9 protein-coding genes are annotated in these 12467 nt (G+C 61.4%); 3 read left to right on the top strand and 6 right to left on the bottom strand.

From position 1 onward, the window contains the following. Nucleotides 1–96: 96 nt before the first annotated feature. Together BHC62_RS24760 and BHC62_RS24755 are read right to left on the bottom strand one after the other, a co-directional pair. Nucleotides 97–486, bottom strand: a complete 390-nt coding sequence (locus BHC62_RS24760; protein WP_070996502.1) for a hypothetical protein — start codon at nucleotides 484–486, stop codon at nucleotides 97–99. Then, on the bottom strand, nucleotides 476–1423 hold the full coding sequence (locus BHC62_RS24755) for a hypothetical protein (RefSeq protein ID WP_070996500.1): 948 nt from the start codon (nucleotides 1421–1423) through the stop codon (nucleotides 476–478). The genes BHC62_RS24760 and BHC62_RS24755 overlap by 11 nt, the downstream gene beginning before the upstream one ends. A 358-nt stretch (nucleotides 1424–1781) precedes the next feature. On the opposite strand from BHC62_RS24755, the gene BHC62_RS24750 reads away from it, so the two are divergent. Continuing rightward, complete coding sequence (locus BHC62_RS24750; protein ID WP_070996499.1) at nucleotides 1782–3806, top strand: type VI secretion system tip protein VgrG; 2025 nt, start codon at nucleotides 1782–1784, stop codon at nucleotides 3804–3806. Then, the gene (locus BHC62_RS24745; RefSeq protein WP_070996497.1) at nucleotides 3803–4516 is read left to right on the top strand and encodes a DUF4123 domain-containing protein; all 714 of its coding nucleotides are present in this window, start codon (nucleotides 3803–3805) and stop codon (nucleotides 4514–4516) included. Before BHC62_RS24750 ends, BHC62_RS24745 begins: the two co-directional genes overlap by 4 nt. Before the next feature lies 1 nt (nucleotide 4517). Here BHC62_RS24745 and BHC62_RS24740 read toward each other — a convergent pair whose 3' ends face one another. After that, on the bottom strand, nucleotides 4518–5786 hold the full coding sequence (locus BHC62_RS24740) for an O-acetylhomoserine aminocarboxypropyltransferase/cysteine synthase family protein (RefSeq protein WP_029299210.1): 1269 nt from the start codon (nucleotides 5784–5786) through the stop codon (nucleotides 4518–4520). A 250-nt stretch (nucleotides 5787–6036) separates the two neighbouring features. Here BHC62_RS24740 and BHC62_RS24735 point away from each other — a divergent pair, with 250 nt between their 5' ends. After that, the gene (locus tag BHC62_RS24735) at nucleotides 6037–6873 is read left to right on the top strand and encodes a 23S rRNA (adenine(2030)-N(6))-methyltransferase RlmJ (RefSeq protein ID WP_070996495.1); all 837 of its coding nucleotides are present in this window, start codon (nucleotides 6037–6039) and stop codon (nucleotides 6871–6873) included. Between the two features lie 119 nt (nucleotides 6874–6992). Here BHC62_RS24735 and msrA read toward each other — a convergent pair whose 3' ends face one another. The 3 genes from msrA to aceF form a co-directional block, all read right to left on the bottom strand. After that, complete coding sequence (msrA, locus tag BHC62_RS24730) at nucleotides 6993–7640, bottom strand: peptide-methionine (S)-S-oxide reductase MsrA (protein ID WP_029299207.1); 648 nt, start codon at nucleotides 7638–7640, stop codon at nucleotides 6993–6995. 67 nt (nucleotides 7641–7707) lie between these two features. Next, on the bottom strand, nucleotides 7708–10398 hold the full coding sequence (locus BHC62_RS24725) for a bifunctional diguanylate cyclase/phosphodiesterase (protein ID WP_029299205.1): 2691 nt from the start codon (nucleotides 10396–10398) through the stop codon (nucleotides 7708–7710). A 412-nt stretch (nucleotides 10399–10810) separates the two neighbouring features. After that, nucleotides 10811–12457 carry a dihydrolipoyllysine-residue acetyltransferase gene (gene aceF / locus BHC62_RS24720; protein ID WP_070996493.1) on the bottom strand — a complete coding sequence of 549 codons (1647 nt, stop codon included), beginning with the start codon at nucleotides 12455–12457 and terminating at the stop codon, nucleotides 10811–10813. Between the last annotated feature and the right edge of the window lie 10 nt (nucleotides 12458–12467).

Raw genomic sequence — 12467 nt, 5'->3', positions numbered from 1 at the left:
GTTCATCCAGGCCTTGATGGCCCGCTGAACTGAAAAAGGCCCGCATCCCTGGATGTCGGGCCTTTTTTGTTTCGCGTGTTTGCTCTGACCTGGGTTTCACATGTTCAGTTGATCACTGAAGTAAACGGTCATTACACCTATCGCTCCGGCTACGCCGATCAAATTCATCCCGTGAAGTGCGAGTTTGAAGCGGCGAGGAAATGCTTGTACCTGCGGTAAATCGATAATGCCTCGCCTGGCGTTTAGCTTGGGTAGGGCGATAGCTACATAAACTGAAGCTAACCTGGCCATTCGTTCTCGTGGAGAGGTCCCCCAATAGTTACTGTGGAACGCAATAAATCGACACTTGCTTAGATGGCTTTCCATAATCTCCAGTTTTCGGTAGGCCAGGAAAAATCCGACACCTAGGGCTGCAAGTAGTGAGAGTGACGAACCCACCACAACAATCGATCTCAATGGGAGGCTCAGAAAGTAGTCAATACTCATACAGAATCTCTCCAGCGGCCTCTCCGAAATATCCTCCTGCACTCCCTCCAGCCGCACCTGCTGCTCCACCAAGGACCAATAGACAGCTTAGTGAAAGCGGACCGGTCGTGGGGCCTAGTATGGCGAAGCAAAGTGTTGTTCCGGCAAAACCGCCAAGAACTCCCCCGGTAACGCCCAGGGCTAGTCTGCTAACTTCCACATATTTAGATTTCCTGCACCGCTCTTCTCTACCAGTAGAACACGCCTCCTTAATTTCCAACGCCGTCGAAGTCGTACTCAACGCAATCCCCAGCGGCGTGCCATTCTTCAGCAGTTTCGCGGTCTTTGAAATCCGAGCAACGGTCTCGGCATACCGGCTGATTTCCCCGGTGTGCAAATAACTCCTTGTGGATATTCCCAGCATTTTCTTGATCGAGCCCTCATTACGTAAACCCGTGCCATATCGGGCGAGCCCGCGCATCTGCGACTCCAGTTTGGCGAACAAGGCTTGGCGTCGAGCCAGGAAATCATCGCGTACCGTGCCCCCGCCCTGGCGCAGGGACTGTTTGTGCAGGGCATCAATGTCTTCAAGGGTTTTGCCAATGCCTTGCAGATGGCGGCCCCAGGCATCCCCCGTCGTGCCTATCCCCAGCGAAGCGTAGCCCAGCAGTTTTTGCAGCAGGTCATAGTTGTGCAAGGCAAAAGCATCGCCGCCTTCGGTCATCAGGCTATGACGAATGTTCCAGGCCGCTTGCGCCAGCCGGGCTTCTTCCAGGGTGCATGCCATGCTGGTGTCGTTGCCGATAATCACCAGTTGTCCCGGTAGCACCATGACATTACGAATGTGGGTGTTGAGCGCATCGAACTTGATGCCGGCTTGCTTGCTCAAGCCTAAACTGGCCTTGAGTTGCGCTGTGCTTTGTGGTCGGTCATTGATAAATCCATAGGGCTGAGTCATGGGCAATGTCTCAGCAATTTTTGTTGGTATCGGGGCGGTTGAAAGCAGGGTGATGGCGCGCCATGCAAGCAGTCCTTTTTGAAGGCAGATGGCGCAGCAATTTAAGGATTGGCGGTGCGCCTGTCGTGCGTGTAGCGCCTGAATTTGCGGGGCTTTTGCTGCTTTGGGAAATGGGCTACTCAATCTCTTCCGGTGTCTTACAAAAAACGGCGGATGGGACCGTTTCAGCCGGGGATGCCTCAGATATGCAGAATCAGTCCTTTAGGCTGTAGGGATTAACTGAATTGCTTGCAGCGTACGCCGCTCGGCAAATGGCTGGTGCAGAATCCCAGGCCCTCCACTTGCAGAGAAACACCGGATGTTCGCTCCTGCCAATCAAAGTGCGTTTAGCCTGACCGTCGACGGCCGGTCCAGTGATCTCAAGGTCCTGGCATTCAAGGGCGAGGAGGCGATCAGCCAGCCCTATTGTTTTGATATTGAACTGGTCAGCGAACAGCCGGACCTGGATCTGGAAGACCTGCTGCACCGCCAGGCCTTTCTCGCCTTTGATACGCTGGGCCATGGCATTCACGGGCAAATCCAGGGCGTTGCGCAAGGTGACTCGGGGCGGCGCCTGACCCGCTATCAAGTGAGCCTGGTACCGCAACTGGCGTACCTGCAACACAGTGCCCACCAACGTATTTTCCAGCACAAGACGGTGCCGCAGATCGTCAGCCTGGTGCTTGAAGGGCAGGGCATCCAGCGCGATGCCTTTGAATGGCGCCTGGGTACGGACTACCCCGAACGTGAATACTGCGTGCAGTTCGGTGAGACCGATCTGGCGTTTATCCAGCGCCTGTGTGCCGAACTGGGGATTCACTATCACTTTCAGCATTCGCCGGAGGGCCACCTGCTGGTGTTCGGTGATGACCAGACGGTGTTTGCCCAGGCGGATCAGCCGACAGGCTATGCACCGGGCTCAGGGATGGTTGCGGCGGTGCCGGTGATCAAGCGTTTCAACGTGCGCCTGGAGGCGCGGACCACTGGGGTCAACCTGCGCGACTATGACTTTCGCAAGCCACGCCTGGTGCTGGAAAGCGCCGCCCTGGGCGAGCAACTGCCAACGCTGGAGGCCCAGGGCTATCCCGGGCATTTCACCGACCGTGGGCAGGGCAAGCATCTGGCGCAGCGGGCGTTGGAGCGTTACCGCAGCGATCAGCGCCAGGCCCGGGGTGAGGGCGACCAGGCGGCGTTGGTCAGCGGGCAGTTCCTCAAGCTGGCCGATCATCCGCGTCAGCAATGGAATGGCCTGTGGCTGGTGACGCGGGTGATCCATCAGGGCAGGCAGCCGCAAGTGCTGGAGGAATCCGTGGGCGTGGTGGACGAGCAGGGTTACCGCAACGAGTTTTTCGCCACGCCCTGGGACGTGCCGTTTCGCCCGCCGCTGCCTGAGGCCAGGGCCCCGCTTGCCGGATATCAGAACGCCGTGGTCACGGGGCCCGCGGACAGCGAAATCCATTGCGACGAGTTCGGCCGGGTCAAGGTGCAACTGGCCTGGGATCGCCACGGGCAATCCGGCGAACATTCCAGTTGCTGGCTGCGGGTCGCCAGCGCCTGGGCCCATGAGCATTACGGCAGCGTGACGATCCCGCGGGTGGGCATGGAAGTGCTGGTGGGCTTCGTCAACGGTGATATCGACATGCCGCTGGTGGTGGGTTGCCTGGCCAACGGCGCGACGCCGGTGCCCCTCGACTTGCCCGCGGACAAGACCCGCAGCATCTTCCGCAGCCAGAGCAGCCCGGGAGGTGGCGGCTATAACGAGCTGCGCATCGAAGACCGCAAGGGCGCCGAGCAGATCTACCTGCGTGCCCAGCGCGACTGGACCCAGCACGTGCTCCATGATTTGCGCGTGCAGGTGGATCACCAGCGCCATGTGCAGGTGCGCGGCGAGTCGCACCACGAATTGCACGGCCAGGAGCAGCGGATTACCCACGGCAACCGGCTGACGGAATTGAAGCAGGACGATCATCTGGTGATCGCGGGGCAGCAGCAGGTGCACGTCGCACGTTATGCGCTGCAGGCGGGCGAGCAGATCAGCCTTGGCGCGGGCCAGCAAATGGTGGTCGATGGCGGTGCCAGCCTGACACTGCAGGCAGGGGGGCAATGGATCACCCTGTCGGCGGCAGGGATTTTCAGTAGCACGCCGATCCAACTGGGTGGTGCGCCGGCGGCGGCGGTGGCGCCATCAGCGTTGCGCCCGGGCGTGCAGGAAACCCTGCAGGCGGCGTTGAGTGCCGCGCAGGTGTTCAGCCTCAAGCGCAGTGCGCCGTTCTGCGAGGAATGTGAGCGCTGCAAGAATGGTGTCTGTGATACCCCACAGCGTCGCGTTGGAGGCTTGCGATGATGACCCCACGTGAATGGCTGGCCCAGGAGCCGCTGCAGGACGGCGAGCAGGTGTTTGTCATCCTGGCCAGCACCAGCGAATGCCAGCCGGTCGCGGCCTGGCGCCAGGCGGATGGCGGGCCGCTGAGCCCGGTGTGGGCCGGCAGCGAGTACGGCGCCTGGGGTGAGGTGATGCCCTATGTGGCCTTGGTCAGCGACAGCAGTGGGTTTCTCGATTGGGTGGCGCGGTGTACTGCTAGCGATTGGGGCTGGCTGGGTGTTTCCTCGAGCCCGTTGCAGGTGGTGGTTGACCATCTCGCCAGCCTGACCAAGGTGCGCTTGCCCGAGGGGCAGGAGGTGTTCTTTCGTTTCTGGGATGGCGGCTATCTGCTGCCGATCCTGCAAGCGCTGGGGCCTGGGGCGGGGGAGGTGATTCCCGTATTTCGACGCTACTGGATCAATGGGCAGCTTCAGCACGTGCCGGGCATGGTGGTGGGGGCGGCGAAGAAAAGTCCCTGGTGGAATGTGCCGGCCACCCTACTCAAGCAGCTTGGCGAGCAGTCCAGCGTGACCCTGGTGGACAACCTGCTGCAATGGCTGGCCCAAGAACACCCCGACCTGCACGACGCCTTCGCACCCGCGACCTTGAAGCACAAGGTCGCGTACTTTGTGCGCCCGCCTTACGCCGGGGACCAGGCATTGGTTGCCTACCTGGCCGGCGAGCGGGGTTGAATCAGGCGTTCAGGGATTGCTGCAAGTCATCGAGCAGGTCTTCAATCGCCTCGATGCCTACCGACAGGCGGATCATCTCCGGACGCACACCGGCCTTGGCTTGCTCTTGTGTATTCATCTGCCGGTGAGTGGTGGAGGCCGGATGGCAGGCCAGGGATTTGGCATCGCCGATATTCACCAGGCGCTTGAAGATTTGCAGCGCATCGTAGAAGCGCACCCCGGCTTCATAGCCGCCTTTGAGGCCAAAGGAGAGGATCGCCGAGGGTTTGCCCTGCATGTACTTTTGCGCCAGATGATGGTGCGGGTGATCCGCCAGGCCGGCGTAGCTGACCCATTCCACCTGTTCGTGGGCCTGCAGGAACTGCGCGACTTTCAGCGCGTTCTCGGTGTGGCGCTCCATGCGCAGGGCCAGGGTTTCCAGGCCCTGCAGCAGCAGGAAGGCGTTCATCGGCGCCAGGGCGGCGCCGGTGTTGCGCAGCGGCACGGTGCGGGCCCGGGCAATAAAGGCCGCCGGGCCGAACTTTTCGGTGTAGACCACGCCATGGTAGGCCGGCTCCGGCTGGTTGAGGCCAGGGAATTTCTGCGGGTAGTCGGTCCAGGGGAAGGTGCCGCTGTCGACAATCACCCCGCCCAGGGAGTTGCCATGACCGCCGACATATTTGGTCAGGGAATGCACGACGATGTCTGCGCCAAACTGGATCGGCTTGCACAGGATCGGCGTGGCGACGGTGTTATCCACCATCAGCGGTACGCCGCGGGCGTGGGCAGCGTCGGCCAGGGCCTGCAGGTCGACGATATTGCCGGCCGGGTTGCCGATACTCTCGCAGTACACCAGCTTGGTGTTTTCGTCGATCAGTTCGGCGATGGCTTGGGCCGAGTCATCGCGGGCAAAGCGCACGTCGACGCCGAAGCTGGGCAGCAGGTGGGCGAACAGGGTGTAAGTGCCGCCGTACAACTGGGGGGTGGAGACGATATTGTCGCCGGCGCGGGTCAGGGCCTGGATGGCATAGTGGATTGCCGCGCTGCCTGCCGACACAGCCAGGGCCGCGATCCCGCCTTCCAGCGCCGCCATGCGCTGTTCCAGCACGTCATTGGTGGGGTTCATGATCCGCGTGTAGATATTGCCCGGCACGTCGAGGTTGAACAGGTCGGCGCCGTGCTGGGCGTTATCGAACTCGAAAGCGACGTTCTGGTAGATCGGTACGGCGACGGCCTTGGTGGTCGGGTCCGATTTGAAACCGTGGTGCAGGGCGAGGGTGGCGTCTTTCATGGTGCTGTTTGACCTCCTTGGATTGCATGGGCAGCCCGGATAACGGGGGAGCTGGCTTGCCGGCGATAGCATCACCGCAGCGTATGGGTAATACCCCGTAGCCTGCATCGCGGGCAAGCCCGCTCCAACATAAGCGGCTAGAACGTTTTCGGTGCTGCCCCTACGTTTGCGGCATAAGCACCGCCTGGCATGCAGCCCTGCACCTTTGCCCGCGTAAAAGGTAAACTTCGCCCCCTGCGCAGGAGCAACCATGAATTATCGTCACGCCTTTCACGCCGGCAACCACGCCGATGTCTTCAAACACCTGACCTTGACCCGCCTCATCGCCCTGATGTCGCGCAAGGAGCAGCCGTTTGCCTATCTCGACACCCACGCCGGGATCGGTCTGTACGACCTGCAGGGCGACCAGGCCAACCGCACCGGTGAATACCTGGAAGGCATCGCCCGCCTGTGGGGCGAGGCGGACCTGCCGGCGCTGACCGCTGACTACATGCAGGTGCTGCACGAGATGAACCCGGATGGCCAATTGCGCTATTACCCAGGTTCGCCAGAACTGGCGCGGCGCCTGACCCGGCCGCAAGACCGCGTGCTGCTCAACGAAAAACACCCGGAAGACGGCGTGCTGCTCAAGGACAACATGAAGGGCGACCGCCGCGTGAAGGTCCATCTGGGCGAAGGTTGGCATGTGCCACGGGCCTTGCTGCCGGTGCCGGAAAAGCGTGCCTTGATGTTGATCGACCCGCCTTTCGAAAAACTCGATGAGATGCAGCGCTGCGCCGCCTCCCTCAAGGAAGCCGTGGGCCGCATGCGCCAGACGGTCGCCGCGATCTGGTACCCGGTGAAGGACCAGCGCATGTTGCGCCGCTTCTATCAGGACCTGGCTGGCACCGGTGCGCCAAAGCTGCTGCGCGTGGAATTGCTGGTGCATCCGCTGGACACCCCCAACACCCTGACCGGCTCGGGCCTGGCGATTGCCAACCCGCCGTGGGGCCTTGAGGAGGAGTTGCGTGAGCTGCTGCCGTGGCTGTCGAAGAAACTGGGACAGACCCAGGGTGGGTGGCAGATGGATTGGCTGATTGCCGAATAACGGCATCAAGTCGGTCACAGAACAAATGTGGGAGCGGGCTTGCTCGCGAAAGCGGTGTATCAGTCGCCATATTCTCTGACTGACACACCGCATTCGCGAGCAAGCCCGCTCCCACATTTTTAGATCGGGCAGGTCACGCCAGTCCCGCCAATCCCGCAGTAACCCTGCGGATTCTTCGCCAGGTACTGCTGGTGATAGGCCTCGGCGAAGTACACCGTCGGCGCCTGGTCGATTTCAGTGGTAATTTCCCCCAGGCCGGCCTTGGTCAGTTCTTCCTGATAAGCCTGTGCACTGGCCTTGGCCGCGTCCAGTTGCTCAGGGGTGGTGGCGTAGATCACCGAGCGATACTGGCTGCCAATATCATTGCCCTGGCGCATGCCCTGGGTCGGGTTGTGCAGCTCCCAGAACATCTTCAACAGGTCTTCGTATTTGAGTTTGGCCTGGTCATACACCACCAGCACCACTTCGCTATGGCCGGTCAGGCCCGAGCAGACTTCTTCATAGGTCGGGTTGGGCGTGAAGCCGCCGGCGTAGCCGACTACCGTGCTGACCACACCATCGCGCTGCCAGAACTTGCGTTCGGCACCCCAGAAACACCCCAGGCCAAAGATTGCAAAGCCCACATCATCCATGAACGGGCCCAGCAGCGGGTTGCCGTTGACGAAGTGTGTCTCGGGCAGGTTCATCGGGGTTTCACGACCAGGCAGGGCTTGTTCGGCAGTTGGCAGCACGTTTTTATTCACCAGGATTTCCGAGCGCAAGACCATGATCAGTCCTCTCGTCAGGTTGAGTTAACAGTTCAGACCACCAGTGTGCCCGAGTGTTACAGCGCTGTCAGGCGATTGGCCCGCGCGGATAGCGTTTGAGCTTGTCCAGCAACTCGGAGCCGGGGATTGGCCGGTCGAACAGGTAGCCCTGGCCGACGTCGCATCGATGGCGGCGCAGGAACGCCAACTGCTCGGCGGTCTCGATGCCTTCGGCGACCACCTTGAGCTTGAGGTTGTGCGCCATGGCGATCACCGCCGAGGTGATTTCCATGTCGTCCTGGTTGTCCGGGATTTCATGGATAAAGCTGCGGTCGATTTTGATGATGTCGATGGGAAATTTCTTCAGGTAACTCAGGGATGAGTAACCGGTACCGAAATCATCCATGGCCAGGGTCAGGCCGAAGCTCTTCAACTGGTCCAGTTGCAGGCGCGTATCTTCGGTGGCCTCCAGCAGCAGGCCTTCGGTCAGCTCCAGCTCCAGCAGATTGGCCGGCAGTTGTTCTTCCTTGAGGATGCTGGCGATGGAGGCCACCAGGTCCGGGTCGGAAAACTGCTTGGGCGACAGGTTGATCGCCACCTGCAGGTTGCCCATGCCGGCGGCGCTCAACTGCTTGCTCATGCGGCAGGCCTGGCGCGCGATCCATTTACCGATGGGGATGATCAGCCCCGTCTCTTCCGCGACGCTGATGAACTGGTCCGGACGGATCATGCCCTTTTCCGGGTGGTTCCAGCGCAGCAGCGCTTCCATGCCCAGCAAGCGACCGCTGCGCAGGCACAGCTTAGGCTGGTAGAACACGTCCAGCTCGTTCTGGGTCAGGGCGCGGCGCAGGTTGTTTTCGACGAACAGTTTGTAGCTGGCCTCGGCATTCAGCGCCTCGGTAAACACCTGTACCTGGTGCTTGCCGTTGGCCTTGGCCTTGTGCAGCGCCAGGCCGGCGTTGCGCATCAAGGTCTGCGGGTCGCGGCCATGCAGCGGCGCGCAGGCCAGGCCCACGGAGCCGGTGACACTGATCAACTGGTTGTCGACGAACATCGGTTTGTCGAGGGTCATCAACAGTTGGGAAGCCATTTGCTGGCCGACCTCAAGGTCGGCGTTATCCAGCAGCACTGCAAATTCGTTACTGGCAAAGCGCGCCAGGCTGCCGCCGGCATTGAGGCTGTTGCGCAGGCGCCGGGCCAGGCTGATCAGCAGCTTGTCGCCGGTCTGGTGGCCGAGGCTGTCATTGATCCGCTTGAAGTTGTCGATGTCCACCAGCAGCAGGCTGATGGGCGCGTCGCTATCACGGGCAAAGCGCTCATCGAGGTTGCGGATAAACGCCGGACGGTTGCCCAGGTTGGTCAGGTTGTCGGTGTAGGCCAGGCGCTCGATACGCTGCTGGGCGAGCTTGGTCTGGGTGATGTCTTCGTAGATGCCGATGTAGTGGGTCAGTTCGCGGTTGTCGCCATAGACCTTGGAAATCGACAGCTGGCCCCAGTACGGCTCGAGGTTTTTGCGCCGGCTCTTGAATTCGCCCTGCCAACTGTTGCTCTTGGCCAGGCTGGAAGGGGCGTCGAACAACAGTTCGCTGAGGTTTTCCAGGGCCGGCAACTGGGCCAGGCGATGGCCGTGGACTTCCTCGGTGCTGTACTGGGTGATCGCGGTGAAGCTGGGGTTGACGTATTCCACCACGCCGTCGCAATTGACCAGCAGGAAGGCATTGGCACTTTGCTCAACCGCGCGCTGGAACAGGTGCAGGGCACTGGTGGCGGTGCGACGATTGTGGTTGTTGATGACCTGGGCGAACTGGTCGGCCAGCTCGCCGGCAAAGGCGATCTCATCGGACAGCCAATCCCGGGTGCCAGTGCTTTGCTCCAGGCAGAGCACGCCCACGACCTGACCATCGACACGGATACTGGCGTCGAGCATTGCATGGATGTCCATGGGCCGCAGGCTTTCGACCATTTCCCGGGTGCGCGGGTCGCGCATTGCATTGCTGGCATCGATGGCACGGCTGCTGTGCAGGGCTTCGAGGTAGTCCGGGAAGCCACTGGCATCGATCGGTGCCGGCATATGGTGCTGTTGGTCGGCGCGATGGAACGCAGAGATCGGCACCAGTTGCTGGCCTTCGAGGTTCCAGATGCTGGCGCAGTCGATCTGGTAGATATCACAGGCGCTGCGGGTGATCAGTTCGGCGGCTTCTTGCAGGGAGTTGGTGGTGCTGTAGCGCTGGCGGGCCAGCAGCAGGATCAGTTCCTGCTGGGCGCGCACCCGCTCCAGGTGTTGCAACTGCTCCTGTTGCGCGCGCTGGTTGAGCTCCAGGGCGATCTGCAGGCGGCTGTTCTGGTCTTCCAGGTCGGCGGCGGGCATCGGTGCCAGGTTGCTGAACAAGCCGTCCACCACCATCAGGTAGCCGCGCAGCAAGTGACGATTGTGTTGCTTGTAGGCCTCGCCCACCTCCAGCAGGCTCAGCGGGCCGTCGTTGGTGTGCAGGGTGTAGCGCACCAGGTAATGGGGGCTGGCGGTCAGTTGCTGCTGGATCGCATCATGCAACTGGTAGCGTGCCTGGGGTTCCATCAGGCTGGCGTAGGGGGCGCCGAGCAGCGAGCACAGCTCTACTGCGGGCAAGCCGAATTGGCGTTCACAATTGGGATCGAGGTACAGCAGCGCCCAGCTAGCCTCATTAAGCCGTTCGAAACGCAGCATACCGAGGCGCGAAGGCACCGGTAATTGCGTCACGACCTCGGCCGCCGTTCGGGCGACATCGGGTTGGCTTTTCATGGGGGAACTCGCTTGGAAAAATGCGCATCGCGCCGGGCTATCGCCCTCTTTACTGCTGTCTGCGGCAAGGTTGCATCATGCAGCGCGGACTGACAAGAGAGGATGAAGGCTAAGTGCTATAAGTGGGTTATCGGCCGCGCAGCGGTTTTCTACAGTCGCAATGATGGACGGTTATCCTGCATGCCCTTTGTAGGAGCGAGCTTGCTCGCGAAAATCGTTAACGATAACGCGCCTGACCTGAATGAGTGTGGCGTCCTTGAGTTCTTCGCGAGCAAGCTCGCTCCTACACAAGGGCATGGGCAATTTGGGTGGGCAAAAAAAGCCCCGCCAAATTGGCGGGGTTGAGGTACGAGCGTGGCGCTCGGAAATCGTGCAGCCAGCCTCCCCCGATGAAGGGGGAGGCTGCTGCGGGTTACAGCAGGATGGTGCGGATATCGTTCAGCAACTGGCTCAGGCGCTGGGTGAAGCGTGCAGCGGCAGCGCCATTGATCACACGGTGATCGTAGGACAGCGACAGTGGCAGCATCAGCTTCGGCTGGAAGGCCTTGCCGTCCCACACAGGCTGGATAGTGGCCTTGGAAACACCGAGGATCGCCACTTCCGGCGCGTTGACGATTGGCGTGAAGCCAGTGCCGCCAATGTGCCCGAGGCTGGAGATGGTGAAGCAGGCGCCTTGCATGTCGTCCGGAGTCAGCTTCTTGTCGCGGGCCTTGGCAGCCAGTGCCGCGGCTTCGCCAGCAAGTTGCAGCAGGCTCTTCTGGTCGACGTTCTTGATGACCGGTACCAGCAGGCCATCCGGGGTGTCGACCGCAAAGCCGATGTGCACGTACTTCTTGCGAATGATCGCTTTGCCGCTTGGTGCCAGCGAACTGTTGAAGTCCGGCATTTCCTTGAGCAGGTGCGCACAGGCCTTGAGCAGCAGTGGCAGTACGGTCAGTTTCACGCCGGCCTTCTCGGCCACGGCTTTCTGCGCAACGCGGAAAGCTTCCAGGTCGGTGATGTCGGCCTGGTCGAACTGAGTCACGTGCGGAATGTTCAGCCAGCTGGCGTGCAGACCGGCTGCGCCGATTTGCATCAGGCGGGTCATCGGCACTTCTTCGATTTCACCGAAGCGGCTGAAGTCCACGGTGCGGATCGGCGGAATGCCCGAGCCACCGGTGGCAGCGCCGGCAGCCGGAGCTTCCTTGGCTTTTTGCATCATGGATTTGACGTAGACCTGCACGTCTTCCTTGAGCACGCGACCGTGTGGGCCGGTAGGGCTGACAGCACTCAACTCGACACCGAATTCACGGGCCAATTGACGCACGGCAGGGCCTGCATGAGCCTTGGCACCACTTGGCGCAGGGGCAGCAGCCGGGGCCGGGGCGGCCTCGGCTTTTGCCGCAGGAGCCGGGGCGGCGGCAGGTGCAGCTTCAGCCTTGGCGGCCGGAGCAGCAGCGGCTGGTGCAGGGGCAGCAGCAGGAACTGCGCCGCCCGCGACTTTCAGCTTGAGGATGAAGTCACCAGTGCCGACTTCGTCTTCCAGCTTGACCGCGATGCTTTCCACCACGCCGGCAGCCGGCGAAGGAATTTCCATGGAGGCCTTGTCGGACTCCAGGGTGATCAGCGACTGGTCGGCTTCGACGGTGTCGCCGACCTTGACCAGCAGCTCGATGATCTTGGCCTTGCCCGACGAACCGATGTCCGGGACGTGAATGTCCTGAACGGTGGCCGCTGCCGGTGCAGCAGCCGGGGCCGCTGGGGCCTCGGCAGCAGCAGCGGGCTTTTCAGCCGGCGCAGGGTCAGCAGCTGCAGCAGGTGCCGCCGCCGGGGCCGCGTCAGCGGCTCCTTCGATTTCCAGCTCCAGCAGTTCGTCGCCTTCTTTCAGGCGGTCGCCCAGCTTCACTTTCAGGCTCTTGACCACGCCGGCCTTGGGAGCAGGGATTTCCATGCTCGCCTTGTCCGATTCCAGGGTCAGGATGCTCTGGTCGGCTTCGACGGTGTCGCCGACCTTCACAAACAGTTCAATTACTTCACCTTCACCGCTGCCGATGTCAGGTACGCGAATGAGCTCGCTCACAGATAGTTTC

This window comes from Pseudomonas sp. 06C 126, assembly GCF_001855215.1.
In the GTDB taxonomy this organism is placed as follows: domain Bacteria; phylum Pseudomonadota; class Gammaproteobacteria; order Pseudomonadales; family Pseudomonadaceae; genus Aquipseudomonas; species Aquipseudomonas proteolytica.
Note: the sequence above shows the minus strand (reverse complement) of the source record. Positions and strands in the feature narration are given on the sequence as shown.

Excerpts from the sequence above, each read along its gene's own strand:
- BHC62_RS24760 (WP_070996502.1), bottom strand. The coding sequence starts at position 486 with ATGAGTATTGACTACTTTCTGAGCCTCCCATTGAGATCGATTGTTGTG.
- BHC62_RS24755 (WP_070996500.1), bottom strand. The coding sequence starts at position 1,423 with ATGACTCAGCCCTATGGATTTATCAATGACCGACCACAAAGCACAGCG.
- BHC62_RS24750 (WP_070996499.1), top strand. The coding sequence starts at position 1,782 with ATGTTCGCTCCTGCCAATCAAAGTGCGTTTAGCCTGACCGTCGACGGC.
- BHC62_RS24745 (WP_070996497.1), top strand. The coding sequence starts at position 3,803 with ATGATGACCCCACGTGAATGGCTGGCCCAGGAGCCGCTGCAGGACGGC.
- BHC62_RS24740 (WP_029299210.1), bottom strand. The coding sequence starts at position 5,786 with ATGAAAGACGCCACCCTCGCCCTGCACCACGGTTTCAAATCGGACCCG.
- BHC62_RS24735 (WP_070996495.1), top strand. The coding sequence starts at position 6,037 with ATGAATTATCGTCACGCCTTTCACGCCGGCAACCACGCCGATGTCTTC.
- msrA (WP_029299207.1), bottom strand. The coding sequence starts at position 7,640 with ATGGTCTTGCGCTCGGAAATCCTGGTGAATAAAAACGTGCTGCCAACT.
- BHC62_RS24725 (WP_029299205.1), bottom strand. The coding sequence starts at position 10,398 with ATGAAAAGCCAACCCGATGTCGCCCGAACGGCGGCCGAGGTCGTGACG.